This window comes from Vibrio sp. 10N.239.312.D08, assembly GCF_041466145.1.
In the GTDB taxonomy this organism is placed as follows: domain Bacteria; phylum Pseudomonadota; class Gammaproteobacteria; order Enterobacterales; family Vibrionaceae; genus Vibrio; species Vibrio crassostreae_C.
In genome coordinates this window covers 62,993-87,405 of the sequence record NZ_JBFSSD010000018.1, presented here as the reverse complement: position 1 = coordinate 87,405, position 24,413 = coordinate 62,993, and the positions used below count along the sequence as shown (strand labels likewise).

At 44.2% G+C, this 24,413-nt stretch carries 25 protein-coding genes and 1 tRNA gene; 11 read left to right on the top strand and 15 right to left on the bottom strand.

Annotation, left to right across the window (positions count from 1 at the left end):
* Nucleotides 1-338: 338 nt before the first annotated feature.
* The 3 genes from AB6D58_RS11920 to AB6D58_RS11910 all read right to left on the bottom strand — a co-directional run bounded on the left by AB6D58_RS11920 (nucleotide 339) and on the right by AB6D58_RS11910 (nucleotide 2,728).
* Complete coding sequence (locus tag AB6D58_RS11920) at nucleotides 339-1,592, bottom strand: HD-GYP domain-containing protein (RefSeq protein ID WP_017063746.1); 1,254 nt, start codon at nucleotides 1,590-1,592, stop codon at nucleotides 339-341.
* A gap of 83 nt (nucleotides 1,593-1,675) precedes the next feature.
* Nucleotides 1,676-2,083 (bottom strand): VOC family protein, encoded by a 408-nt coding sequence (locus tag AB6D58_RS11915; RefSeq protein ID WP_017058940.1) that lies wholly within the window; start codon nucleotides 2,081-2,083, stop codon nucleotides 1,676-1,678.
* A gap of 560 nt (nucleotides 2,084-2,643) precedes the next feature.
* Nucleotides 2,644-2,728 (bottom strand) — tRNA-Leu (locus AB6D58_RS11910).
* Between the two features lie 194 nt (nucleotides 2,729-2,922).
* On the opposite strand from AB6D58_RS11910, the gene AB6D58_RS11905 reads away from it, so the two are divergent.
* Nucleotides 2,923-3,399: an RDD family protein gene (locus AB6D58_RS11905; RefSeq protein WP_372136557.1), complete on the top strand. Its 477-nt coding sequence runs from the start codon at nucleotides 2,923-2,925 to the stop codon at nucleotides 3,397-3,399.
* 64 nt (nucleotides 3,400-3,463) lie between these two features.
* On the opposite strand, the gene lptG is transcribed toward AB6D58_RS11905, so the two are convergent.
* Nucleotides 3,464-4,534, bottom strand: a complete 1,071-nt coding sequence (gene lptG / locus AB6D58_RS11900) for an LPS export ABC transporter permease LptG (protein ID WP_017058938.1) — start codon at nucleotides 4,532-4,534, stop codon at nucleotides 3,464-3,466.
* 3 nt (nucleotides 4,535-4,537) lie between these two features.
* A complete protein-coding gene (gene lptF, locus AB6D58_RS11895) occupies nucleotides 4,538-5,638 on the bottom strand; it encodes an LPS export ABC transporter permease LptF (protein ID WP_017058937.1) in 1,101 nt (366 codons plus the stop codon).
* 192 nt (nucleotides 5,639-5,830) lie between these two features.
* On the opposite strand from lptF, the gene pepA reads away from it, so the two are divergent.
* From pepA to AB6D58_RS11870, 5 genes are all read left to right on the top strand, one after another.
* Nucleotides 5,831-7,351 carry a leucyl aminopeptidase gene (gene pepA, locus AB6D58_RS11890; protein WP_017058936.1) on the top strand — a complete coding sequence of 507 codons (1,521 nt, stop codon included), beginning with the start codon at nucleotides 5,831-5,833 and terminating at the stop codon, nucleotides 7,349-7,351.
* Between the two features lie 99 nt (nucleotides 7,352-7,450).
* Nucleotides 7,451-7,900 (top strand): DNA polymerase III subunit chi, encoded by a 450-nt coding sequence (locus AB6D58_RS11885; protein ID WP_017066664.1) that lies wholly within the window; start codon nucleotides 7,451-7,453, stop codon nucleotides 7,898-7,900.
* Nucleotides 7,901-8,002: 102 nt separating this feature from the next.
* Nucleotides 8,003-10,876, top strand: coding sequence for a valine--tRNA ligase (locus AB6D58_RS11880; protein ID WP_372136556.1), 2,874 nt, complete (start codon nucleotides 8,003-8,005; stop codon nucleotides 10,874-10,876).
* A gap of 228 nt (nucleotides 10,877-11,104) precedes the next feature.
* Nucleotides 11,105-11,509 carry a DUF2061 domain-containing protein gene (locus AB6D58_RS11875; protein WP_017058933.1) on the top strand — a complete coding sequence of 135 codons (405 nt, stop codon included), beginning with the start codon at nucleotides 11,105-11,107 and terminating at the stop codon, nucleotides 11,507-11,509.
* A 47-nt stretch (nucleotides 11,510-11,556) separates the two neighbouring features.
* Nucleotides 11,557-12,051: a GNAT family N-acetyltransferase gene (locus tag AB6D58_RS11870; RefSeq protein ID WP_017066666.1), complete on the top strand. Its 495-nt coding sequence runs from the start codon at nucleotides 11,557-11,559 to the stop codon at nucleotides 12,049-12,051.
* A gap of 49 nt (nucleotides 12,052-12,100) precedes the next feature.
* Here AB6D58_RS11870 and AB6D58_RS11865 read toward each other — a convergent pair whose 3' ends face one another.
* Nucleotides 12,101-12,895, bottom strand: a complete 795-nt coding sequence (locus AB6D58_RS11865) for a glycosyl hydrolase 2 galactose-binding domain-containing protein (RefSeq protein ID WP_017058931.1) — start codon at nucleotides 12,893-12,895, stop codon at nucleotides 12,101-12,103.
* Nucleotides 12,896-13,020: 125 nt separating this feature from the next.
* A complete protein-coding gene (gene rraB, locus AB6D58_RS11860; protein WP_017058930.1) occupies nucleotides 13,021-13,437 on the bottom strand; it encodes a ribonuclease E inhibitor RraB in 417 nt (138 codons plus the stop codon).
* Nucleotides 13,438-14,013: 576 nt separating this feature from the next.
* Between rraB and arcA the strand changes: the two genes are divergently transcribed.
* From arcA to AB6D58_RS11835, 5 genes are all read left to right on the top strand, one after another.
* The gene (arcA, locus tag AB6D58_RS11855; protein ID WP_017058929.1) at nucleotides 14,014-15,234 is read left to right on the top strand and encodes an arginine deiminase; all 1,221 of its coding nucleotides are present in this window, start codon (nucleotides 14,014-14,016) and stop codon (nucleotides 15,232-15,234) included.
* Between the two features lie 157 nt (nucleotides 15,235-15,391).
* Entirely contained in the window at nucleotides 15,392-16,396 is a 1,005-nt protein-coding gene (locus AB6D58_RS11850) for an ornithine carbamoyltransferase (protein ID WP_372136555.1), read from the top strand.
* A gap of 266 nt (nucleotides 16,397-16,662) precedes the next feature.
* The gene (gene pyrB, locus AB6D58_RS11845) at nucleotides 16,663-17,592 is read left to right on the top strand and encodes an aspartate carbamoyltransferase (RefSeq protein WP_004735321.1); all 930 of its coding nucleotides are present in this window, start codon (nucleotides 16,663-16,665) and stop codon (nucleotides 17,590-17,592) included.
* 12 nt (nucleotides 17,593-17,604) lie between these two features.
* Nucleotides 17,605-18,066 carry an aspartate carbamoyltransferase regulatory subunit gene (gene pyrI, locus AB6D58_RS11840; protein WP_004735320.1) on the top strand — a complete coding sequence of 154 codons (462 nt, stop codon included), beginning with the start codon at nucleotides 17,605-17,607 and terminating at the stop codon, nucleotides 18,064-18,066.
* A gap of 135 nt (nucleotides 18,067-18,201) precedes the next feature.
* Nucleotides 18,202-18,591 (top strand): RidA family protein, encoded by a 390-nt coding sequence (locus AB6D58_RS11835; RefSeq protein ID WP_004735319.1) that lies wholly within the window; start codon nucleotides 18,202-18,204, stop codon nucleotides 18,589-18,591.
* Nucleotides 18,592-18,715: 124 nt separating this feature from the next.
* Here the strand turns inward: AB6D58_RS11835 and AB6D58_RS11830 are convergent, their stop codons facing one another.
* From AB6D58_RS11830 to mlaF, 8 genes are all read right to left on the bottom strand, one after another.
* Nucleotides 18,716-19,441 (bottom strand): 1-acylglycerol-3-phosphate O-acyltransferase, encoded by a 726-nt coding sequence (locus AB6D58_RS11830; protein ID WP_017058926.1) that lies wholly within the window; start codon nucleotides 19,439-19,441, stop codon nucleotides 18,716-18,718.
* 152 nt (nucleotides 19,442-19,593) lie between these two features.
* Nucleotides 19,594-20,859 (bottom strand): UDP-N-acetylglucosamine 1-carboxyvinyltransferase, encoded by a 1,266-nt coding sequence (murA, locus tag AB6D58_RS11825; protein WP_017058925.1) that lies wholly within the window; start codon nucleotides 20,857-20,859, stop codon nucleotides 19,594-19,596.
* 8 nt (nucleotides 20,860-20,867) lie between these two features.
* Complete coding sequence (gene ibaG / locus AB6D58_RS11820) at nucleotides 20,868-21,122, bottom strand: BolA family iron metabolism protein IbaG (protein ID WP_017058924.1); 255 nt, start codon at nucleotides 21,120-21,122, stop codon at nucleotides 20,868-20,870.
* 13 nt (nucleotides 21,123-21,135) lie between these two features.
* Nucleotides 21,136-21,444, bottom strand: a complete 309-nt coding sequence (locus AB6D58_RS11815; RefSeq protein ID WP_372157338.1) for a lipid asymmetry maintenance protein MlaB — start codon at nucleotides 21,442-21,444, stop codon at nucleotides 21,136-21,138.
* Nucleotides 21,444-22,073, bottom strand: coding sequence for a phospholipid-binding protein MlaC (locus tag AB6D58_RS11810; RefSeq protein WP_120459707.1), 630 nt, complete (start codon nucleotides 22,071-22,073; stop codon nucleotides 21,444-21,446). Before AB6D58_RS11810 ends, AB6D58_RS11815 begins: the two co-directional genes overlap by 1 nt.
* 52 nt (nucleotides 22,074-22,125) lie before the next feature.
* Entirely contained in the window at nucleotides 22,126-22,617 is a 492-nt protein-coding gene (gene mlaD / locus AB6D58_RS11805; protein ID WP_017058921.1) for an outer membrane lipid asymmetry maintenance protein MlaD, read from the bottom strand.
* Nucleotides 22,618-22,619: 2 nt separating this feature from the next.
* Complete coding sequence (gene mlaE, locus AB6D58_RS11800) at nucleotides 22,620-23,399, bottom strand: lipid asymmetry maintenance ABC transporter permease subunit MlaE (RefSeq protein ID WP_017058920.1); 780 nt, start codon at nucleotides 23,397-23,399, stop codon at nucleotides 22,620-22,622.
* Between the two features lies 1 nt (nucleotide 23,400).
* On the bottom strand, nucleotides 23,401-24,195 hold the full coding sequence (gene mlaF / locus AB6D58_RS11795; RefSeq protein WP_171733232.1) for a phospholipid ABC transporter ATP-binding protein MlaF: 795 nt from the start codon (nucleotides 24,193-24,195) through the stop codon (nucleotides 23,401-23,403).
* Between the last annotated feature and the right edge of the window lie 218 nt (nucleotides 24,196-24,413).

The window sequence follows — 24,413 nt, the reverse complement described above, 5'->3', positions numbered from 1 at the left end:
CTTCTCTTCGTTGTGACTTACATCACTTCGGAAGAGGCGGCCATTCTAGCGATTTAATTCTCAGTGTCAAACACTTATTTGGAATTAATTCCTACTTTCTAAAAGTAGAAGCGAATCATCGCTTAAAGCTAGTTGCCTTACTAACATTTCTCGCTGAAGCCTTGTGGCGTCTGCCGTGTCAGTGAGGCGGCATTATAGAGATGCCGCTCATATTGGCAAGCAATAAATGCGTTTTTTATTAAAAAAAGAGGTTAAGCGAAGACATTTCAACCAAGGGCTTATTTATACCACTTTCACCCCAAGTTTCGAACAAATTACCCACAACGACCTGTGGATAACTACTCTCCACTATCAAAAAAGTAAGATAAACGAGCCCTAGGGTTTAGATACTCTCGAACTTGTTCAGGTAATTTGCTTGGATGAACGGCATTAACGATTTTGATCTCTTTAATAAAGAGGTCAATGATCGGAGCTTGGGTTCTTGGCACGCTAGGATCATAGATAAGTACATTTGGATAAAGCATATGTTTAGCGTTAACGGATATCACAATCCCAATCGAGTCATTTGAAAGCTGTACTACAGTTCCTGGTGGATAGACTCCCATGAACTTAACTAACAGCCCCAAGTTATCTTGGCTATATAGATGCTTGCAGCTCTTATATAGGTGGGACAGTGCCAAATACGGGATCATTTGTTGAGATTGCGTTTTACCATGGCAAAGGTTATCAAATGCATTAGCCACGGCGACTATCTTGGCAAATTCATCAATCTCATGTTCTTTTAAGCCCTCGGGGTAGCCAGAACCATCATTCATCTCATGATGTTGAGCGATCACCTTTTTAGCACTTTCAGGAAAGTCATCAATTGCCGATACAATATCCGCACCGTATTTAGTATGAAGCTTCAGGTAGTTCTCTTCTGGCACCGTTAGTGCACTCTGCTTTCTTAGTATCGCGACTGGTATTTTGATCTTGCCTACATCGTGAAACAACGCTGCGAATGAGAGGTCTTTCAATTGCTGTGTGTTATAGCCTTTGGCCTTTCCTATCATCAGTGCAACAACCGAAACATTTAGAGTATGAAAGTAAATATCTTCGAAATCTGCTTTAGCATTCATAAGGTGCAAGGTGACGTTATCATCGCTCACTAGAGTTTCAACGATATCATCAACAAGAGCCTTAACCTCCCCTACCGCATCTAAAGGTCTGTTACGGATCTTGGTCATCACAGATCGCATTCGAGCAAGCGAACGTTCAAACTCTCTCTCACAATGACTCACCCTGCGGCGGTAAGAGCTAAGGGTTTCGATACGCTCATGCTTATCTTTCCACATTCTTTCCGTTTCAAGGCTTACCTGTGAATCAATATCGACTTCTTGTTCACCTACGTGATTAACAGGTAAAGGTGAGGTATCACTTTGACTCAGGTTTATATAGACGTGCTTAATCCCAAGATGTCGAATTACTTTTACTTGAGCGTCATCTTTGATTTTAAAGCTGTTGAATAAAAATGGGTGTTCATTCCATTTTACGGGGAGTCGTATATGCAGACCGGGCTGAATGCGATCTACGGTAATCTTTATGCTGCCCATTTTTATATATAATATTGATGATTAATCTCTATTTATAATTCTAATAAAACCAAGCAGCAATTTCACTATCCAATTTCACAGGCTCAACTTAAAGAGTCGCAGTGCACCATCCAGCGTATACCGAATTTATCTTCTACTTTGCCAAATCGAGCCCCCCAAAAAGTATCTGCGAGTGGAGTCATTATCCGCCCTCCCTTCTTGAGCTTTTCAAAGATTTGTTCTTGAGTCGCGCTATCTTCAGTCACAAGAGAGAGAGCGAGATTGTTGCCTTCAAGTTCTTTTGCCTTAACACCATCAGACATCATCAGCTTCATACCAAACGCTTCGAACTCAGCATGCATAACCCAATCAGGTTGAGCGCCCTCGATTACCTGTGGTGCATCACTAAAAAGCTGCTTAGATAAAACCACACCACCAAAGCACTTGTGATAAAAATCCAACGCTTCATTACAACGACCATCAAAAAACAAGTAAGGGGTTACTGTCAGCATATCTATCTCCTCTGTTAGTCCTTTAAACATAGACAATAGAAAAGAGAATGACAGGTAACATCATGATTTAAGATAATTAATTCATTATCAGATCGAATAGCGAAGGGAAATTATGAGATTTAGGAGTGAAACATCAAGATCTGTCTGATTGAAGAGCAACTGCAACGACACGCCGGATTTCAAATTCACATACGTCCAAAACATAGAAAGGTCGCTATAAAAGCGACCTTTCTATGTTTGGTACCGATAGGCGGACTGATTGGACAGGCATTCTTGCCGCCACCGTGAAGGCAATGCTTCCTATACCCCACAACAAAGCCCCGATTTTCATCTAGGCTTTGTCATTTAAATATGGTGCCGGTAGGTGACTTGACTGGGCTTGCATCCAAGCCGACACGCTGGATTTAAAATTCACAAACGCCCAAAGCGACCTTTCTATGTTTGGTACCGGTAGGCGGACTGATTGGACAGGCATTCCTGCCGCCACCGCGAAGGCAACGCTTCCTATATCCCAGATACAACAAAGCCCCGACTTTCGTCGAGGCTTTGTCATTTAAATATGGTACCGGTAGGCGGACTTGAACCGCCACGCCCGAAGGCAACGGATTTTGAATCCGTCGTGTATACCAATTTCACCATACCGGCATTATCTTGGGGCATTGCCCTTTCGATGTTTGGCATTATACGTATGCGAACTGATGTGGCAAGTATAAAAACTTGAATTCATGTGTGTTTGCCGATAATTTCGCCACTAAGTCATAAGCTGTGCGTCATGTCTCTTTTCAGGCTAAGCCTTAAACTATATTCTGACGCCTCAATTTTTAAAGAAGTAATAACACATGACATCAACAAACACTCTGCCACCAGCAGGAGTCATGCGCCGATATGGTGCCTTGTTCTACGACGCTCTGATCGTAATCGCTATTGAAATGTTGGCGGCTGGCGTCATTGTCGCTCTACTGCACGCGCTCATGGCTCTCGGCATTTTTAACCACAGCGGTTATGCCGATGTTAGTGACTTCTTAACCAACCATCCGATTTGGAGCCCTGCATATACCTTTTACTTAGTCGCCGTTTGGGTATATTTCTTCGTGTTCTTCTGGACTAGAGCTGGTCAAACTCTCGGCATGAGAGCTTGGAAGCTGCGCGTTCAAAACAAAGATGGCTCAGCGATCACAGTAACTCAGGCGCTGATTCGTTTAGGTACTTCAGGTTTTGGATTGGCAAACCTATGTGTTCCATTCGATCCAAAAAAGCGTGGCTTTCACGATATCTGGGCAAAGACCGAAGTCGTTGTGTTACCACAAGCACGATAATGTGATTTAAGTTAGCTCCAATCAAGATCAAAAAAGGAAGGCGTTATGCCTTCCTTTTTACTATTTACAGTTTCCGCCTCAAGAGCATGATGGCAATTCCAAGGAACACCACGCTCGGGGCTATTGCGCCAAAGGCGGGTGGTATTTGATAAACCAAACTCACTGGGCCAAAGAACTCACTGGATATATAGAAGGTAAAGCCAGCAATAACACCTGACAAAATCCTCGCACCCATGGTCACACTACGCAAAGGACCAAAGATAAACGACAGTGCCATCAACATCATAACCGCGATCGAAATTGGCTGGGTTATCTTTCTCCACAGCGCCAATTCATAGCGTGATGCATCTTGCTCTGACGCCTTCAGATAAGAAACATAATCATACAACCCACTTAACGATAGCTCTTCTGGTTTAACCGTTACTATCGCCAACTTATCTGGAGCTAATGACGTTTCCCAAGAGTAAGTCGGTAAACTTTCTTTAGTAATTTGAAGTTCGTTTTCAAAAGACGTGATCTCTACATCCTTCATCGTCCACACGTTGTCTCCAACGTAATCAACTTCGTCAGAATAAATAGCGGTTTTAAGTGCCTTGTTTTCATCAAAGCGCCACATGTTCATTCCATATAGCTTCTGGTCATCGATTTTGACAATGAAGATGAAGTCATTGGCATCACGAGCCCAGACACCACTTTGCGTCGAAATAATATTACCACCAGCAATCGAGATAGTTCTTAAATCACGAGCCATTTTCTGCGCTTGCGGTGCTCCCCATTGACCAAGCAATGTCACCACGATCATCAGTGGAATAGCTGTTTTAAGTACTGATAGGCCGATATCTAACTTAGAGAAACCAGCTGCCTGCATAACGACAAGCTCAGAACTTGCAGCAAGCATACCAAGCCCTATCAATGCGCCAAGCAATGCAGCCATTGGAAAGAACATTTCGATATCACGAGGGATACTCAATAAAACGAAATACAGCGCTTGTAATAGATCGTATGTACCACGGCCAACTTTTCTTAGCTGTTCTACATATTTGATGATCCCAGAGAGACCAACAAACGTCACCAATACCAGTGACGTCGTTGCGATGATGGTTCTGCCTATATATAAATCGAGAATCTTAAACACGGCTTAAGCCAACCTCTTATTCTTGAATTTTTCTTTCAAACGCCTTACTGGCACGCTATCCATAAAGTTGGCACCAATCGCAACAAATAACAATAACGCATTGATTGGCCACATGCCGATTACCGCAGGAATGCTCCCCTCTTCGATTGAAGACTTGGTTGCACTGATTGCTAAGAAATAGGTGAGATAAATCAGTATTGCTGGGCCGATTTTCGCAAAACGACCTTGTCGAGGGTTTACCGCAGACAGTGGCACGACAAGCATGGTCAACAATGGAATACAAAGTACCAAAGAAATACGCCACTGCAACTCTGCTTTCGCACTATTATTTGAGTTACCAATCAGTTCAAGCGTAGGGATCGCTTCCCAGTCTCGACCTTTCTTCTCAACTTCACGCTGACCAATCAGGCCTTCGTATTCTTCAAAGTGCGTCACCCTGTAGTCGAGGCGAGTCGGAATGCCTTCATGACGAGTACCATCGTACATTACGATCACTTGGCGACCATCACTGAGCTCTTTTACATCACCTGACTTCGAGAACATCACACTTGGCAGTACAGAATCACGCGGACGCATTTGAGCTACGAACACGTTTTCTAACTTATTACCGTCGATATCATCAATAAACACGACAGAAGAGCCATCCGGCGTACCTTCAAACTTACCTTTTGGTAGCAAATCAACGCTGTTCTCTGCAGCTACTTCTTCATACATTTGTTCAACTTTGTCTTGTGACCAAGGAGATAACCAAAATGAGTTAAAGGCTGCAACAGATGCCGTAATTAAAGCGAGGTAAAGCGCAGATTGGATCAGGAATTTATTACCGATACCGGTGGCGTTCATGACCACTATTTCACTTTCAGCGTAAAGGCGGCCAAAAGTAAGCAAAATACCAATATAGATACTGAGTGGAAGCATCAATAGGCCCATCGCTGGCATATTTAAGCCAACAATCGACAATATAAGACTCGCAGGGATATCACCATCAGAGGCATCCGCTAAAACACTGATGAATTTTTGGCTGAGAAACACGAGAAAGAGAACAAAAAAGATCGCAAATTGGCTCTTGATTGTCTCGCGGATCAAATATCTAACAATAATCACGCTCAAATTACCTATACAAAACTTGTTTTTTTGATTGAATCACTATAATTTCCCGTTGAACCTTTTATTTTTTTAAATTTTTAGCTAAGTGTTAGCGTTCTTCTTTAAGGTTAGTTCCATTATAGGATCCAACAAGTAAGAACCCATTATCTAACATTTAGTTCGATTTGTCTTCAGGATGTAGGAGTACGCATGGAGTTCAGTGTAAAAAGTGGCAGCCCAGAGAAACAGCGCAGCGCATGTATCGTTGTCGGTGTATTCGAACCGCGCCGCCTTTCTCCAGTAGCCGAGCAATTAGATAAGATTAGCGATGGCTACATTAGTTCACTGCTTCGTCGCGGTGATCTAGAGGGTAAACCTGGCCAGATGCTACTACTGCATCAAGTACCTGGTGTACTTTCAGAACGTGTTCTACTGGTAGGCTGTGGTAAAGAACGTGAGCTAGGCGAGCGTCAATACAAAGAAATTATCCAAAAAACCATCAGTACACTAAACGAAACAGGTTCTATGGAAGCTGTATGTTTCCTTACAGAACTTCACGTTAAAGGTCGCGACACTTATTGGAAAGTTCGCCAAGCGGTAGAAGCGACTAAAGATGGTCTTTACACATTTGACCAATTCAAGAGCAACAAGCCAGAGACTCGTCGCCCACTACGTAAATTGGTATTCAATGTACCAACACGTCGCGAATTGAGCCTGGGTGAGAAAGCAATCTCTCACGGCCTTGCTATTGCTTCAGGTGTAAAAGCGTCTAAAGATCTAGGCAACATGCCACCAAACATCGCAAACCCTGCTTACCTTGCTTCTCAAGCTCGTCGTTTAGCCGACGATTACGAGACAGTGAAGACTAAGATCATTGGCGAAGAAGAGATGGAAAAACTGGGTATGACATCATACCTAGCAGTTGGCCGTGGCTCTAAAAATGAATCGATGATGTCTATCATGGAATACAAAGGCGCTCCGGATCCAGATGCGAAGCCGATTGTATTAGTAGGTAAAGGTCTGACTTTCGATTCAGGCGGTATCTCGCTTAAGCCTGGTGAAGGCATGGATGAGATGAAGTACGACATGTGTGGTGCGGCGTCTGTATTCGGTACAATGAAAGCACTGGCTAAGCTGAACCTGCCTATTAACGTGGTTGGTATCCTAGCCGGTTGTGAAAACATGCCGGGCAGCAATGCTTACCGTCCAGGTGATATCCTAACGACAATGTCAGGACAAACGGTTGAAGTACTCAACACTGATGCTGAAGGTCGCTTGGTTCTATGTGATGCTCTAACTTACGTTGAGCGTTTTGAACCTGACTGTGTTGTCGATGTTGCTACGCTAACTGGCGCATGTGTTATCGCTCTAGGTCACCACATCAGTGGCGTTCTATCGAACCACAACCCACTTTCTCACGAACTTGTTAATGCTTCAGAGCAAGCAAGTGACCGTGCATGGCGTCTACCAATGGCAGACGAGTACCATGAGCAGCTAAACAGCCCATTCGCTGATATGGCGAACATCGGTGGCCGTCCTGGCGGCACAATCACTGCTGGTTGTTTCCTGTCTAAATTCACTAAGAAGTACCACTGGGCACACATCGACAGTGCTGGTACAGCTTGGAAGTCAGGCGCAGCGAAAGGCTCGACAGGTCGTCCTGTCTCAATGCTAGTCCAATTCTTATTGAACCGCAGCGGCCAAGAGACTGAAGAGCAATCTTCAAAATAATAAAAAGGGCCTACGGGCCCTTTTTTAATAAGCGCTATTTGTTAGACCCTGTTAACCAAGTAACATTGATATCCACGATTTTCAGTTCGAGTATTAAGTATGCAGACAGCTACATTTTACATTGTGCCTTCAGACAGCCCGCAAGCCAGCGAAGATGGTTTTGCTCACTATGTGCTGTTTCTTGCTCAGCACTTTGCAAAACAAGGCGCTAAACTTTATCTCAACTGTAATGACAAAGAGCATGCCGAGCGTATTGCTGAAGTTTTCTGGCAAGTCGAACCCTGTGATTTTATTGCGCACAACTTGGTTGGCGAAGGCCCGAAGTATTCAACCAACATCGAAATTGGCTATCAAGGCGTAAAACATAATTGGAATCGTCAGCTAGTAATTAATCTGGCCGATAATCATACAACCTTTGCGAACGCCTTTGCTCAGGTGATAGACTTCGTCCCTTGCGAAGAAAAAGCTAAGCAACTCGCTCGAGAAAGGTATAAAATTTACCGTCAAGCTAGATATCAGCTACAAACTATCGAGATTCAACATCCATAGTCAAACCTCATAGTTAAAGCTATCTTTGGATTTAGATTCAAGAAGCTTCACTTATGAAGTTTGACCACGATTAACCATTCACAGTATCCGTTTAAGAGCACTATGGAAAAGACATACAACCCAACATCAATCGAACAAGCTCTGTATAAGACTTGGGAAGAGAAAGGCTACTTTAAGCCACACGGTGACACATCAAAAGAAGCTTACAGCATCATGATCCCGCCACCGAACGTCACTGGCAGCCTACACATGGGTCACGCGTTCCAAGATACGATCATGGATACGCTTATCCGTGCTCAACGTATGAAAGGCAAAAACACGCTTTGGCAAGTGGGTACTGACCACGCTGGTATCGCAACTCAAATGGTTGTTGAGCGTAAGATTGCTGCCGAAGAAGGCAAAACAAAACACGACTACGGCCGTGAAGCTTTCATCGACAAGATCTGGGAATGGAAAGGCGAATCAGGTGGCACGATCACTCAACAACTTCGTCGTCTTGGTGCATCTGTAGATTGGGATCGTGAACGATTCACTATGGATGACGGCCTATCGGCTGCGACTCAAGAAGTGTTTGTTCGTCTATACGAAGAAGACCTAATCTACCGTGGTAAACGTCTAGTAAACTGGGATCCTAAACTGCACACTGCAATCTCGGATCTTGAAGTTGAAAACAAAGACAAAAAAGGTTTCATGTGGCACTTCCGCTACCCGCTAGCGAACGGTGTTAAAACGGCAGATGGTAAAGACTACATCGTTGTTGCGACTACTCGTCCTGAAACCATGCTTGGCGATACTGGTGTTGCTGTTAACCCAGAAGATCCTCGTTACAAAGATCTTATCGGCAAAGAAATCCTACTTCCTGTTGTAAACCGTCTTATCCCTATCGTAGGCGATGAGCACGCAGACATGGAAAAAGGCACGGGTTGTGTGAAGATCACTCCAGCTCATGACTTTAACGATTACGAAGTGGGTAAGCGCAACAACCTACCGATGATCAACATCCTAACGTTCAATGCTGATATCCGTGATGCTGCTGAAGTCTTCACGACTAACGGCGAAGAAAGCGATGTTTACTCAACAGGTATCCCTGCTAAGTACCAAGGTATGGAGCGTTTTTCTGCACGTAAAGCTATCGTTGCTGAATTCGATGAGCTTGGTCTTCTTGAAGAGATCAAAGATCACGACCTGACTGTCCCTTACGGCGACCGTGGTGGCGTGGTTATCGAACCAATGCTGACTGACCAATGGTACGTGCGCACAGCACCTCTTGCAGAACCTGCAGTTAAAGCGGTTGAAGATGGTCAAATCCAATTCGTACCTAAGCAGTACGAAAACATGTACTTCGCGTGGATGCGTGACGTGCAAGACTGGTGTATCTCTCGTCAACTTTGGTGGGGCCACCGTATCCCAGCATGGTACGACAACGATGGTAAAGTTTACGTAGGTCGCACTGAAGAAGAAGTTCGTGAAAAGAACAACCTAGCGCCTGTTGTTGTGCTTAAGCAAGACGACGACGTACTGGATACTTGGTTCTCTTCTGCACTTTGGACGTTCGGCACACAAGGCTGGCCTGAAGATACTGAAGCACTGAAAACATTCCACCCATCTGAAGTACTAGTATCTGGTTTTGATATTATCTTCTTCTGGGTTGCTCGTATGATCATGATGACCATGCACTTCGTGAAAGACGAAGATGGCAAGGCTCAAGTACCTTTCAAAACTGTTTACATGACAGGTCTTATCCGTGATGAAAACGGCGATAAGATGTCTAAGTCGAAAGGTAACGTACTTGACCCAATCGACATGATTGACGGCATCGGCCTTGAAGAGCTAGTAGAGAAGCGTTGTGGCAACATGATGCAACCTAAACTGGCTGCTAAGATCGAAAAGAACACACGTAAAACATTCGAAAACGGTATCGAACCCTACGGTACTGACGCACTGCGTTTCACTCTTGCTGCTATGGCTTCAACTGGCCGTGACATCAACTGGGACATGAAGCGTCTTGAAGGTTACCGTAACTTCTGTAACAAGCTATGGAACGCAAGCCGTTACGTACTGATGAACACAGAAGAGCACGACTGTGGCATGTCACTGTCTGTAGAAGACCGTGCAAACATGGAATTCTCTCTAGCCGATAAGTGGATTGAGTCTCAGTTTGAAGTTGCAGCGAAAGAGTTTAATGCTCACCTAGACAACTACCGTCTAGACATGGCAGCAAACACGCTTTACGAATTCATCTGGAACCAATTCTGTGACTGGTACTTAGAGCTAACTAAACCTGTTCTTTGGAAAGGTACTGAAGCTCAACAACAAGCGACTCGTTACACGCTTATCACGGTTCTTGAGAAGACTCTGCGTCTTGCTCACCCTGTTCTTCCTTACATCACTGAATCTATCTGGCAGAGCGTTAAGCCGCTAGTAGACGGCGTTGAAGGCGAGACAATCATGACTCAAGCGCTTCCTCAGTTTAATGAAGCTAACTTCAATGCTGAGATCGTTGACGACATCGAATGGGTTAAGACTTTCATCACTGCTATCCGTAACCTACGTGCGGAATACGACATTGCACCAAGCCAAGGCTTAGAAGTAATGATCAAGGTTGCTGATGAGAAAGATGCCGCTCGTATCGAAGCGAACAAGATCGTTCTTACTTCTCTAGCTAAGCTAGACGATATTAAAGTTCTAGCTGATGGTGAAGAGACTCCTGCTTGTGCAACTAAACTGGTTGGCAAATCTGAGTTGATGATCCCAATGGCGGGTCTTATCGACAAAGATGCAGAGCTTGCTCGTCTAGATAAAGAAGTCGCTAAGACTCACGGCGAGATTAAACGTATCGAAGGTAAGCTAGGTAACGAAGGTTTCGTTGCTAAAGCACCAGAAGCAGTTATCGCGAAAGAGCGTGAAAAGCTTGAAGGCTACAAGGAAACTCTTGTTAAGCTTGAAGAGCAAAAAGCGACAATCGCTGCGCTTTAAAACCGAGTGAACGAGAAGGCTTCAAACTTCTCGGTCTAAATAGAAAGGTTGGTCTTGGTGACCAGCCTTTTTTTATGTCCCTGATTCCAATATTCCAATGCTTCTCACTCTAGCCGCACTGATTGATAGGTTTCATCTATCAAATTAATCTCTACTTCCCATTATACTTAATGATAATAATTCTCAATAATAGAGCTATCAAAACAACACAACGACTGAGTAATTATCATGAAAAAGACACTAACCTTTGCTGCATTACATTTTACTATCGCATTTAGTGTCGCTTATGTACTAACAGGCGACATCTTAATTGGTAGCTTAATCGCTATGATTGAGCCCTCTGTGAATACTGTTGCCTTCTATTTTCATGAAAAGGCGTGGGCTCAAGTTCCAGCTCTTAAAGCTCGCCAGTGGATGACCAAATTAAAAACAGCAAGCTTTGCTACCATCCACTTTAGTGTTGCCTTTACCGTTGTCTACTTGTTGACTGGAGATGCTTTCATAGGCGGCGTGATGGCTTTGCTAGAGCCAACTTTAAATACCGTTGCTTACTACTTCCACGAGAAAGTCTGGTTACGTAAATCAGGCGACCAAATGGCACAACAACAATTCTGTTTGCACCAACATGCTTAGTCACCATATATTGGGTCACATATTAGTGACCCTTTCATAGGCAGATCATGGAACAAATTGCTGAGTTCACCCTTAGACCCATTACACCGCAAGACAACCCAAGCATCGCACAAATCATTCGCCAAGTTTCGGCTGAGCATGGACTCACAGAAGATAAAGGTTATGGCGTAGCCGACCCAACACTCGATGATATGTACTCTGTCTATAGCCAAGCGAATGCAATGTACTGGGTTATCGAACACAACGGAAAGATCGTCGGAGGCGGTGGCTTTGCCCCTCTAGCAGGTAAACCCAATGTGTGTGAGCTACAAAAGATGTACTTCTTACCGCAAACTCGAGGGCATGGCCTAGCCAAGCGAATTGTCGCTTTGAGCTTAAAGCAAGCCAAGCAACTTGGGTATCAACACATGTATTTAGAAACGACGAAGTGCTTGGGTGCTGCGGTCAAACTCTATGAGAAGCTTGGGTTTGAGCATCTTGAGTCAGCTTGGGGAGAAACAGGCCACGACGCTTGTGAGGTTGTCATGGCCAAGTCGTTATAAGCAGAATGCGCCGCTATAGCGAAAGAAGATAACGCTAATATATACGGAGTTAACGTAGAAAGTTACTGACGCAAGAAGTTGGGTTCAAGGCAACAAAAGAACTCTCTTCTTGCCCATCAAGTACCACTTCTAATGGGTATAGATACTTGGGGTTAGGATTCTCAATATCAAAAATGATAGGAGCTTCGACCTGGAACACGACGCCAGTATGTTCAGCGCGTACATCAATCGGCATCACGAGAGTCATACCATTAAACTTGATGGATGCCGATACTAACCCCGCCTTTAGCGTTTGATAGATAACATCCACTTTAAACTCACAGCCACCACCGTGGTGCCAGATCTGCTCTGTGACAACTTGCTCTAGCTTGACGTTTCGAACGAACTGCAGGTATGGCGCTTGCCAAATCCCGATGCGTGAATCAGATTTAGCGATAGCCTGTGAAGATACAGAGTCATCCATGTCTTCTTCAAGCAATAGGCTCTCCTCTTCTTCAAGGAAAAGGATCTCGAAACGGTTTCGGCCGGACTGCATATAAGGACGGATATCTTTACGGTATTCAGCTTGGCTACCATCACAATCAAAAACAGCCACACCATTAAGTCGAACTTCAGCAAAATAATCGACTCCAGCCATCACTAACTCAACAAATGGACACGCTAACATAGCGTCATCCACTTCGATGTCGTGCATCAGGTGCCACTCTTGCTCTGCAATTTGACTTTCACTCAAGCTATCAGGGAGCTTTGAGCTTAACGGAGCCGGAAAGGTGATGTCATCTTGTGGGATAGAGAGATCCGTCAGTGGCGAAATTTGCCAAAGACCATCGAGAAGCAACCGCATATCATTCCTTGAGCTAGATCAATTTTGACCGCATTATAATGAATGAATGCATATAAAGACATTTATTTTTCTGAGGGTAAAAAAATGCCAGCTCGAGGCTGGCATTTTTTAAAATTGGGAAAGAATTACTCTTCGCCTTCATCATCTTCGTCTGGGTAGATAGCATCTTCACCTTCGTAGTAAGTGCCCCAGCCGTCGTAGATAATGTCAAACTTCTCTGCAAGGTTTACAAGCTTCTCAACTTGCTCATCAATCGCTTCTGCATTCAGAGTGCATTGCATCGTTGCATCACAACAAAGTAGCTTATTGCCATCTTCGTCTTCTGTCTCTTCAGCTTCAAGCACTTCAAAGCCCATTTTGAATGCTTCAACAACCGCTTTCTCAAGCACATCGAAATCTTCAGCAAATAGGTGATGCTCGATATCGTATAGAGCTTCAGGATCGCTACCATCTTCAATTAATGCTGTAATGATGTCGCGAGTCTCTTCCTTTTGAAATTCAATTAATTCCGCTACTGATAGATATTCATCTTCGTGAGACATGTGTCTGCTCCAGAGTGTTGACTATGAAAAGATCAAATTTGATTGCCACGAAATATGGCACGGATCGTCCAGAAAAGCCACCCAGATCAGGCCTAGAAAGGTAAGTTTATCGCGAGATCGCAGCGCCAATATCAATTCAAAAGTGAAATCAAAATCACAGAAACAAATTTTCAACATTTTATTAACTACGCCGTATTTTAGCATTTCGTTTTTGTGGCCACTTTAGGGCTTATTGAATAAAACTTGCGTGATTAGTCACGTTAGGTGCATACGCTAAACCGCTTTTGGGGTGCATAAATCCTCAGCTTGTTATCAAAAAGTGCATAATAGTGAATAAAAAATCACGATTAATAAGCAAAATTCAATTTTAACAAGCCACGAATTGAGCATAGATCCTCAAAAACGTTGTTCCGCTCGATAGCCAGTTAGTTGGAATTTAATCTGTATAAACTTAAAAATCACAGGTTTTATGACCAATTATTACCCAAATACCTTGTATTAACTCAATCTACAAAACTTGCATATTACGGACAAGCTTGTCATAAATAGACGCTGGATTAATAGTAAGGATGCAAAATGAGTAAGCTGTACGTTGGCTCCGAAGTCGGTCAATTGAGACGAGTTCTCCTAAATAGACCTGAAAGAGCACTCACCCACCTCACCCCTTCAAACTGTCATGAGCTTCTATTTGATGATGTACTTGCCGTTGAAGCCGCTGGTGAAGAACATGATGCCTTTGCAGAAACGCTGCGCAGCCAAGACGTAGAAGTACTACTGCTGCATGACCTGCTAGTAGAAACGCTTGCCGTATCTCAGGCTCGTGAGTGGTTGCTGAATACTCAAATCTCAGATTTCCGTTATGGGCCGACTTTCGCCCGTGACTTAAGAAACTACCTTGCTCAAATGGATAATGAGCATCTAGCAACGATCTTACTCGGTGGCTTGGCCTACTCTGAGCTTCCTATCAAATCATCATCGATGCTGCCTAAAATGCATCGACCACTCGATTTCGTTATCGAGCCACTGCCTAACCACCTATTTACGCGAGATACTTCTTGCTGGGTTTATGGCGGTGTATCGCTTAACCCGATGATGAAGCCTGCACGTCAACGTGAAACGAACCACCTGCGTGCTATCTACCGCTGGCACCCAGTGTTCGCAGGCCAAGATTTCATTAAGTACTTTGGTGATGAAGACCTTCACTACGACAACGCTAACATTGAAGGCGGTGACGTACTGGTTATCGGTAAAGGTGCGGTACTGGTTGGTATTTCAGAGCGTACTAAACCACAAGGTGTCGAAAACCTAGCGGCTAGCTTATTTAGATCAGGCCAAGCTACCGAAGTGATTGCGATCGATCTACCAAAACACCGCTCTTGTATGCACCTTGATACGGTGATGACACACATGGATATCGACACGTTCTCTGTCTATCCAGAGATCGTGCGTAAAGACCTAGACACTTGGCGCTTAACGCCAAAAGAAAATGGCGAAATGCGTGTCGAGAAAGCTGAAAACTACCTGTCAGCGATTGAAGGCGCGCTAGGCCTTGATCAACTGAAGATCATCACAACCGGCGGTGATAACTACGAAGCTGAGCGTGAACAGTGGAATGACGCAAACAACGTACTGACAGTGAAACCAGGTACCGTGATTGGTTATGAACGTAATGTTTACACCAATGAGAAATACGACAAAGCGGGTATCGAAGTTCTAACGATTCCTGGCAACGAGCTAGGCCGTGGTCGTGGCGGCGCGCGCTGTATGAGTTGCCCTATCGAAAGAGATGGTATCTAAGTCAAAGAGCTCAGTTAAACAGACTCAATAATCTTATCTAGGCCACTATTCATTTACTGGCCTTTTTTATCAAATTAATAAAATAAATATTCACAAATATAGCATTTTTATGTTTAACTAAGTTCTTCATTGATTCTATATACGCAAGGAGCGAGAGATGGCCTTTAATCTTCGCAATCGTAACTTTCTAAAACTTCTCGACTTTACTCCTAAAGAGATTCAGTTTTTACTCGACCTGTCTGCTGACCTAAAAAAAGCTAAGTATGCAGGCACTGAGCAGAAGAAACTCAACGGCAAAAACATTGCTTTGATCTTCGAGAAAGCATCAACTCGAACACGATGTGCGTTTGAAGTGGCCGCCTTTGATCAAGGTGCTCAAGTCTCTTACCTTGGCCCTTCTGGTTCTCAGATTGGTCAAAAAGAATCAATGAAAGATACGGCGCGTGTATTGGGACGCATGTACGATGGCATTGAATATCGTGGCTTTGGCCAAAGTATCGCTGAAGACTTAGGCGCTTATGCGGGCGTGCCGGTTTGGAATGGTTTAACCGATGAGTTCCACCCTACTCAGATCTTGGCTGATTTCCTCACTATGCTTGAGCATGGCCGCGGGAAGCATCTACACCAAATCAGCTTTGCTTATCTAGGCGATGCACGCAATAACATGGGTAACTCTCTGTTAGTCGGAGCCGCGAAGATGGGCATGGATATTCGCCTTGTCGCGCCAAAAGCCTTTTGGCCAGAAGAGCAGCTTGTTGAAGAGTGCCAAACCATTGCGCAAAACACTGGCGCAAAAATCACGTTAACTGAAGACGTTGCTGAAGGCGTGAAAGGTTGTGATTACCTATACACCGATGTTTGGGTTTCGATGGGCGAAGCCCCTGAAGCTTGGGACGAACGTGTGGCGGTAATGAAACCATACCAAGTGAATATGGATGTCATTAAGCTAACTGGTAACCCTCAAGTGAAGTTCATGCACTGCCTACCCGCTTTCCACAACAATGAAACTGTGATTGGTCAGCAAGTCTCTGACAAGTATGGAATGAACGGCTTGGAAGTGACTGACGAAGTGTTTGAATCTGACTACTCGATTGTATTTGATGAAGCTGAAAATCGCATGCACACCATCAAGGCGGTGATGGTCGCGACGCTTGGTCAATAGACAATAATGAAAGTAAACAAAAGCTTGATGTAATCGCTTGCGCTCACAAATTGAAAGCGTATAATTCTCGGCAATTTGTCTGAGAGTAGTGAAAATGACGCCAACCAATATTGTGATAACACATAGTAATATTGTGAAAACACCAAATATTGCTCGTAAGCTAAGATGCTTGCCAGGCCGTCTATTCTGCTTTTCAGCACTTTTTTAAAGCCTCCCATTATGGGGGGCTTTTTTATGGCCAATACATTATTGTGGGGAAGAAGATCATGGCGAATTCGCTCTATCAAAAGCACATCATCTCAATTCCAGAGCTTTCTCGTGAAGAGCTAGAATTAATTGTTCAAACGGCAGGTCAGCTAAAGGCTGAGCCAAACCCAGAACTCATCAAGAACAAAGTTGTTGCCAGCTGCTTCTTCGAACCTTCTACGCGAACTCGTCTCTCTTTTGAAACTGCGATTCAACGCATCGGTGGTGATGTGATTGGTTTCGACAGTGGTGGTAACACTTCTTTGGCAAAGAAAGGCGAAACGCTAGCGGACTCGGTACAGGTTATCTCTTCATACGTTGACGCTTACGTGATGCGTCACCCTCAAGAAGGCGCAGCGCGTCTGGCTTCTGAGTTCTCAAACGGTGTTCCTGTTATTAACGCAGGTGACGGCGCAAACCAACACCCAACACAAACGTTATTAGACCTATTCTCTATAGCTGAGACACAAGGCCGCCTAGACAACCTCAACGTTGCATTCGTTGGTGACCTTAAGTACGGCCGTACGGTTCACTCGTTGACTCAAGCGCTAGCGAAGTTCGATAACATCTGTTTCTATTTCGTGGCACCTGAAGCACTGGCGATGCCAGACTACATTTGCGAAGAACTTGATGAAGCGGGTATCAAGTATCAACTGCTGACAGACATGGAAGATGTCATTCCAGAGCTTGATGTCTTGTACATGACTCGAGTTCAAAAAGAGCGCTTCGATGAATCGGAATACGCGCACATCAAATCAGCGTACATCCTGACTGCTCCGATGCTGGAAAATGCACGTGATAACCTAAAGGTTCTTCACCCTCTTCCTCGTGTTGATGAAATTACTGTCGATGTCGATAAAACACCTTACGCTTACTACTTCCAGCAAGCAGAGAACGGTGTTTACGCACGTGAAGCACTGCTAGCCCTTGTTCTTAACGAAACGCTGTAGAGGAGAGATATCATGTCTAAAGAGACTCAATTAAAAGTTGAAGCAATCAAGAACGGAACGGTTATCGACCATATCCCAGCCAATATCGGGATCAAGGTACTCAAACTGTTCGACATGCATAACTCAAATCAGCGAGTAACGATTGGCCTAAACCTGCCATCTTCTGCTCTAGGCGGCAAAGACTTACTCAAGATAGAGAATGTTTTTATCACTGAAGAACAGGCGAGCAAGTTAGCACTTTACGCACCTCACGCAACGGTAAACCAAATCGAAGATTACGAAGTGGTTAAGAAGCTACCACTAGAACTTCCTGAGCAAATCAACGATGTGTTTGAGTGTCCAAACACCAACTGTATTACTCACAATGAGCCCGTAGAAAGCAGCTTTAAGATCTTTGAAAAGAAAGAAGATATTCGATTGAAGTGTAAGTACTGCGAAAAAGTATTCTCTCGTGAGATCGTGACAGAAAGATAACGTCATACGGCAACGCCGATCGAACGCAAAAACTATTCAATACCTCGCCTGTGCGGGGTATTTTGCTCTTTACCTATCCTGAGTTTGAAGGCACACTAAAAATTGCTTTTTATCCAATAACTGACGGAATAACCAATGACTAAAGTACTTCACACAGAATCTGCTCCAGCTGCAATCGGCCCATACGTACAAGGTGTTGACCTTGGCAATATGGTTCTGACTTCTGGTCAAATCCCAGTAAACCCAGCAACTGGTGAAGTATCTGCTGATATCGCAGAGCAAGCTCGCCAATCTCTAGACAACGTTCAAGCGGTTGTTGAAGCTTCTGGCCTGACTGTAAAAGACATCGTAAAACTAACGGTATTCGTTAAAGACCTAAACGACTTCGGCACAGTAAACGAAGTTTACGGTAAGTTCTTTGATGAGCACGGTGTTGCAAACTACCCTGCACGTTCATGTGTTGAAGTAGCTCGTCTACCAAAAGATGTAGGTATCGAGATCGAAGCTATTGCGGTTCGCAAATAGCTTTTAATCTCTAGATTAAACACCTTCGGATAAACGACTTAGCGTAATGCTGAGTGTTTATTAGATACAAAAAAGGTTGCCCCGTTGGCAACCTTTTTTATTGTTCATCGTTTCGCTTAGATAATTACTTTTTATTAAGCTCAACCACTTCTTTGTCTAACTCTTCAAGTTTCGCAGCCATCTGCTCACGAGCTAGGTTAGCCAGTTCACGAACATTAGACTTGTCGTAGCCTTCAGTGCTGATTGGTGGCAGCATTTCAACAATCACGTGACCATTGTTCCAACGGTTTAGCTTCACGCCACCGGTTGAGCTACACACGATAGGGATGATAGGCAAGCCAGCACCAATCGCAGCATGGAATGCACCTGTTTTGAATGGCAGCAGACCACGGCCACGAGAACGAGTGCCTTCAGGGAACATCCAAACTGAAACATCGCTCTCTTTTAGACTCGTCACGACCTGATCAATCGTACCTACCGCTTTGCTACGGTTAGCACGGTCAATTAGGATGTTACCCGTCAACCAGTAAAGCTGACCAAATAGAGGCATCCACACTAGGCTTTTCTTACCAACAGTTACCACTTTTGGCGTTACCGCTGATGAAATCGTGAATAGATCCCAGCTGTTTTGGTGGTTCGCCACATAAACATGTTGGCCGCGAGAGTAGGCATCTTCTGGGATGCGAAGCTCTAACTTCATGCCGAAGATCTTCGACATGCGACCGAAATAACGGCCAAAGGTAAATACGTGTTTCGGGTTGCGTGGACTTAATAGGCAGTAACCACAACCAAATACAAACATAAGAATCGCAAATATCGCCACTGCGAAAATACGTAATATTGCTATCATTTTGTTCCTCACCGACCGCCAAGTTGATTCATCTATTCGCGCAAAAATGAGCAATAGATTTACTCGCGGTAAATACAACTATAAAAAAGCCGAAACCAAGGTTCCGACTTTTATGTTTTCATCTTACTGATTCATGAATCCACTAACCTAGGTTAGTTCGACTCACTAAATCGTGTAATGTTTGCGCCTAAGGCTGACAATTTATCTTCAATCTTATCGTAGCCACGATCGATGTGATAAATACGGTCAACGATGGTTTCACCTTGAGCAATACAGCCAGCAATAACAAGGCTCGCAGATGCGCGAAGGTCCGTTGCCATTACTTGAGCGCCGCTCAGTTTTTCCGTTTCACCACAGATAGCCGTGTTACCTTCGATTTCCGCTTTTGCACCCATTCGCTGTAACTCAGGAATGTGCATAAAACGGTTTTCAAAGATAGTCTCAGTGATAACACCACTGCCCTTCGCCATCATGTTAAGCAGAGTAAACTGTGCTTGCATGTCGGTTGGGAAACCAGGGTGAGGTGCCGTTACGATTTTCACCGCTTTCAGTTCACGACCCGTCATATCAAGACTGATCCAGTCTTCGCCCGTTTCAACCTTCGCACCCGCTTCTTCAAGCTTCGCTAAGGCAGCTTCAAGAAGATGAGCGTTGGTGTTGCGACAAACCACTTTACCGCCAGAAACAGCAGCAGCAACCAGGAAAGTACCTGTTTCAATACGGTCAGCAACCACAGAGTGTTGGCCACCACCAAGACGTTCAACGCCTTCGATAGTAATCGTATCTGTACCTGCGCCAGAAATTTTAGCACCCAGTTTGTTTAGGAAGTCAGCCGTATCAACAATCTCAGGCTCACGCGCTGAGTTATCGAGTACTGTTGTTCCTTCCGCTAGCGTTGCTGCACACATGATAGTAATGGTGGCACCCACACTTACTTTATCCATCACGATGTGCGCGCCTTTCAGACGGCCATCAACACTTGCTTTCACATAGCCATCTTCCAACTTAATGGTCGCACCTAGTTGCTCTAGGCCGTGGATATGCAGATCAACAGGTCGAGCACCAATTGCACAACCGCCTGGAAGTGACACTTGGCCTTCACCAAAACGAGCGACTAGAGGACCTAAAGCCCAGATAGAAGCACGCATTGTTTTCACTAAATCGTAAGGCGCACAAAATTCATTAATTTCGCTGCCATCAACATGAACACTACCATTACGCGATACTTTTGCGCCTAAACGCTTAAGCAGTTCCATCGTAGTATCGATGTCACGTAGGTGAGGAACGTTACTTACTTCCACTGGCTCTTCAGCAAGAATTGAAGCAAATAAGATAGGTAGCGCTGCATTTTTTGCGCCTGAGATCGTCACTTCACCGCTTAGCGGCTTATCCGATCCAATAACTCGAAACTTTTCCATCATAAACCTTAAAGTGACATCAGTTTCTTATCACGTTCCCACTCTTCCGGCGTGAAAGCCTTAATAGAAAGAGCATGGATGTCATTGCGTTGAATGTATTCCATTAGTGGGCCGTAGATTAGTTGCTGCTTCTTAACTCGATTCATGCCGTCAAAACATGGATCAACCGCAACAACTTCGTAATGACTGCCTTCCCCTTTCACGAAAATTTCCTGAAGGTTCAGTGCTTCTGCTAATAATTCTTGTACTTTTGTGCTGTCCACAAATAGCTCCTGCCTAATTTTTTATGTGTTCTGCCATCATTGGCTGGATATTGCTCAATTGGAACAACGTTCGTAATTGTTCTGGCACGAAACTGAGCATTATATGACAGTTTTGATTTTTTGCATGCTCTAATAAGTGAATTAGCATCACCATTCCTGCTGAATCGACTCGATTTATATGGCTAAGGTCAATTTCAATGCTCGATTCCGTCGTTTGCCACTTTTCCAATATACGCCAGATTGCAGGGACACTGTCTCGGTCTAAATCACCGAACAGTTGATACTCTTTAGAGCTTAGTGCTTGCCATTGAGAATGGCTCATTATTTATTACTCTCAAAACGAATCGGTTGTGCGGCTAATTTCTCTAGTTCGTCTGCAACTTGTAAGATGCCTTCTTGACGAATCTTAGTATTCCACTCCGATTGCTTGCTCGACAACAAGCTAATACCTTCGGCAACCATATCAAATGCTTTCCACTCGCCAGATTTCTTGTCTTTGCGAAGCTTAAATTCAAGCTTAATGTTTGGTCGCGGCGTATCGATGATGTCGACCTTGATACTGGTAATGCGGCTATCCGCTTTGATTTTTGGTTCTGGACCAAATTCAATCGTCTGATCTGTGTATTGAGTCAGCACTTGGGCATAAGAAGAAACAAGGTATTTACGGAATGAATCGATAAACACGCCCACGTCTTTTCTATCCGCGCCTTTCAAGTTTGGTCCAAGTAACTTAAGAGCTGCATATTGTGCATTCACATAAGGCATCAACTCTTCTTCCACGATGACCTTCAATAACTCTGGATCTTGGTGGATGTTGTCTTGTTCACTCTTCAAACGCTCAAATGCCACTTCGGCAACTTGAGTCATCATCTGGTAAGGCTGAGTACGGTCAATCGATTCTGCAGCAAAGGCTTGGGTAGAAATAAGCAACGCCATTGCCGCCATAAACATTGATTTCAAGTAACCAATAGCTTTTAAATAACTAATAGTTTTCAACATTATCTTATTCCTTAGCTTCGCTGTCATTAGAACCACCAACGCTATACAGCACTTGGCCAATCAAATCTTCTAGTACCAATGCTGACTTAGTGTCTTCAATTGAATCACCATCGACCAACATCTCTTCATCATCAAAAATGAAGCCTGGAACCAGACTAATGTACTGCTCACCAATTAAGCCAGATGTTAAAATTTGAGCACTAGAGGTATCTGGAAATTGTGAGTACTTCCCGTCAATAGACAGTTCAACGACAGGAAGGTAGCTCTCGGTATCAAGCTCAATGCTTTTAACTCGTCCAACAACGACGCCACCCACTTTCACTGGAGAACGAACTTTTAGGCTGCCAATGTTGTCAAAGGTCGCTTTTAGATTGTAAGTATGGTTCGAACCTATGCCTTTTACGTCAGCGACTTGAAAGATCATGATTAAGATTGCGCAAATTCCGGCAATAACAAAGGTGCCGACCCATAATTCTAATTTTCGAGTTTGTTGCATGATTAATTCCCAAACATCAATGCGGTAAGAACAAAATCTAGCCCTAGTACCGCTAGAGAAGAGTGCACTACAGTGCGTGTGGTTGCCTGACTGATACCTTCTGAAGTCGGTACTGCGTCATAACCATTGAAAAGTGCGATCCAAGTTACGGTGATAGCGAAGACCATACATTTGATCATGCTGTTACCAATATCTCGGCCAAGTTCTACTGAAGACTGCATCGCAGACCAGAAACTGCCGTGATCAATGCCTTTCCAATCAACACCAACCAGTTGACCGCCCCAAATACCTACCGCCATAAAAATCATAGCAAGCAATGGCATTGAGATAAGCCCGGCCCAAAGACGTGGTGCAATAATGCGTTTAAGAGGGTCAACGGCCATCATCTCAAGGCTTGAGATCTGCTCTGTTGCCTTCATTAACCCAATCTCTGCCGTGAGTGCTGAACCGGCTCGACCTGCAAATAATAACGCAGTCACCACAGGCCCCAACTCACGCAACAGTGAAAGCGCGACCATTTGACCAAGGTTTCCCTCAGCGCCGTAGTCAATTAACACGACATAGCCCTGCAGGCTGAGCACCATGCCGATAAACAGACCCGAAACTAAAATAATAGCCAATGACTGAACGCCAACGCTATAAAGTTGTTTTACTAATAAGGGGAAGTTTTTTAGTCGCGGGATGCCAAACAAAGCCCCAAATAACATCAGGCTTGCTCGACCAAATGACTCACAGCTCGCAAGTGTACGCTTACCGACACCCGCAATAGTTTTAACAATCATATTAAAACAAATCCTTTTCTAAGCTCTTCGCAGGGAATCTAAATGGTACTGGACCATCGGCTTCGCCTTGCAAAAATTGCTGCACTCTCGGATCGCTATTGTTGTACAACTCATCAGGTGTTCCAGCGGCAATAATCTTGCTATCTGCCATGAGGTAAACCCAATCAGCAATACTCATCACCTCTGGCACATCGTGAGAAACAACAATCGAGGTTAAGCCCAAGGCTTGATTGAGATTTCGGATCAATTCAACCAATACGCCCATGGTGATGGGATCTTGGCCAACAAACGGCTCATCGTACATGATAAGTTCTGGATCCAGTGCGATTGCGCGCGCCAGTGCGGCACGCCTAGCCATTCCGCCAGACAACTCACTCGGCATCAATTGCGCAGCACCACGTAATCCTACCGCTTCAAGCTTAAGTAATACGATGGTACGAATGAATTTTTCATTAAGTTCAGTGTGCTCTCGCAGCGGAAACGCCACATTATCAAAGACATTGAGATCCGTAAAAAGCGCACCCGATTGAAATAGCATGCTCATTTTCTTACGTGCTTGATACAGCTTTCGACGTGATAATGCAGGGACATTGTCGCCATCAAACCAAATTTCGCCTTCATCTGGCGGCAGTTGCCCACCAATCAAACGCAGTAAAGTCGTTTTGCCAATCCCAGACGGCCCCATGATTGCGGTTATCTTGCCTTGAGGCACCTCTAAACTGATGTCATCAAAGATAACGCGCTCACCACGTGAGAAGCTGAGGTTCTTAACTTTCACAAGCTCAGTGTTCAACATATTTTTGTTGTTTCCTTGCTTTAAAAAACGCCAATTATGGCTGCAATAATAATGAGTCTACTTTAGAATTAAAAGCACTGTTCAATTAATTCATATTAAACAGGAATCTATGCAGGGATTTGAAAGCATTAGGAAATTATCTATTGATCTCTCTTTCTTGCCTGCTAACTGGTAATTAATTTGCCGAGTGACTTCCCTTTTATCTAGCAACAGGTCAA

Excerpts from the sequence above, each read along its gene's own strand:
- AB6D58_RS11885 (WP_017066664.1), top strand. The coding sequence starts at position 7,451 with ATGCAGACAGCTACATTTTACATTGTGCCTTCAGACAGCCCGCAAGCC.
- AB6D58_RS11810 (WP_120459707.1), bottom strand. The coding sequence starts at position 22,073 with ATGTTTATGGCGGCAATGGCGTTGCTTATTTCTACCCAAGCCTTTGCT.
- pyrB (WP_004735321.1), top strand. The coding sequence starts at position 16,663 with ATGGCGAATTCGCTCTATCAAAAGCACATCATCTCAATTCCAGAGCTT.
- AB6D58_RS11870 (WP_017066666.1), top strand. The coding sequence starts at position 11,557 with ATGGAACAAATTGCTGAGTTCACCCTTAGACCCATTACACCGCAAGAC.
- mlaF (WP_171733232.1), bottom strand. The coding sequence starts at position 24,195 with ATGTTGAACACTGAGCTTGTGAAAGTTAAGAACCTCAGCTTCTCACGT.
- AB6D58_RS11880 (WP_372136556.1), top strand. The coding sequence starts at position 8,003 with ATGGAAAAGACATACAACCCAACATCAATCGAACAAGCTCTGTATAAG.
- pepA (WP_017058936.1), top strand. The coding sequence starts at position 5,831 with ATGGAGTTCAGTGTAAAAAGTGGCAGCCCAGAGAAACAGCGCAGCGCA.
- murA (WP_017058925.1), bottom strand. The coding sequence starts at position 20,859 with ATGGAAAAGTTTCGAGTTATTGGATCGGATAAGCCGCTAAGCGGTGAA.
- rraB (WP_017058930.1), bottom strand. The coding sequence starts at position 13,437 with ATGTCTCACGAAGATGAATATCTATCAGTAGCGGAATTAATTGAATTT.
- AB6D58_RS11865 (WP_017058931.1), bottom strand. The coding sequence starts at position 12,895 with ATGCGGTTGCTTCTCGATGGTCTTTGGCAAATTTCGCCACTGACGGAT.
- AB6D58_RS11815 (WP_372157338.1), bottom strand. The coding sequence starts at position 21,444 with ATGAGCCATTCTCAATGGCAAGCACTAAGCTCTAAAGAGTATCAACTG.
- AB6D58_RS11920 (WP_017063746.1), bottom strand. The coding sequence starts at position 1,592 with ATGGGCAGCATAAAGATTACCGTAGATCGCATTCAGCCCGGTCTGCAT.
- arcA (WP_017058929.1), top strand. The coding sequence starts at position 14,014 with ATGAGTAAGCTGTACGTTGGCTCCGAAGTCGGTCAATTGAGACGAGTT.
- mlaE (WP_017058920.1), bottom strand. The coding sequence starts at position 23,399 with ATGATTGTTAAAACTATTGCGGGTGTCGGTAAGCGTACACTTGCGAGC.
- AB6D58_RS11835 (WP_004735319.1), top strand. The coding sequence starts at position 18,202 with ATGACTAAAGTACTTCACACAGAATCTGCTCCAGCTGCAATCGGCCCA.
- AB6D58_RS11915 (WP_017058940.1), bottom strand. The coding sequence starts at position 2,083 with ATGCTGACAGTAACCCCTTACTTGTTTTTTGATGGTCGTTGTAATGAA.
- mlaD (WP_017058921.1), bottom strand. The coding sequence starts at position 22,617 with ATGCAACAAACTCGAAAATTAGAATTATGGGTCGGCACCTTTGTTATT.
- AB6D58_RS11850 (WP_372136555.1), top strand. The coding sequence starts at position 15,392 with ATGGCCTTTAATCTTCGCAATCGTAACTTTCTAAAACTTCTCGACTTT.
- pyrI (WP_004735320.1), top strand. The coding sequence starts at position 17,605 with ATGTCTAAAGAGACTCAATTAAAAGTTGAAGCAATCAAGAACGGAACG.
- AB6D58_RS11830 (WP_017058926.1), bottom strand. The coding sequence starts at position 19,441 with ATGATAGCAATATTACGTATTTTCGCAGTGGCGATATTTGCGATTCTT.
- AB6D58_RS11905 (WP_372136557.1), top strand. The coding sequence starts at position 2,923 with ATGACATCAACAAACACTCTGCCACCAGCAGGAGTCATGCGCCGATAT.
- AB6D58_RS11875 (WP_017058933.1), top strand. The coding sequence starts at position 11,105 with ATGAAAAAGACACTAACCTTTGCTGCATTACATTTTACTATCGCATTT.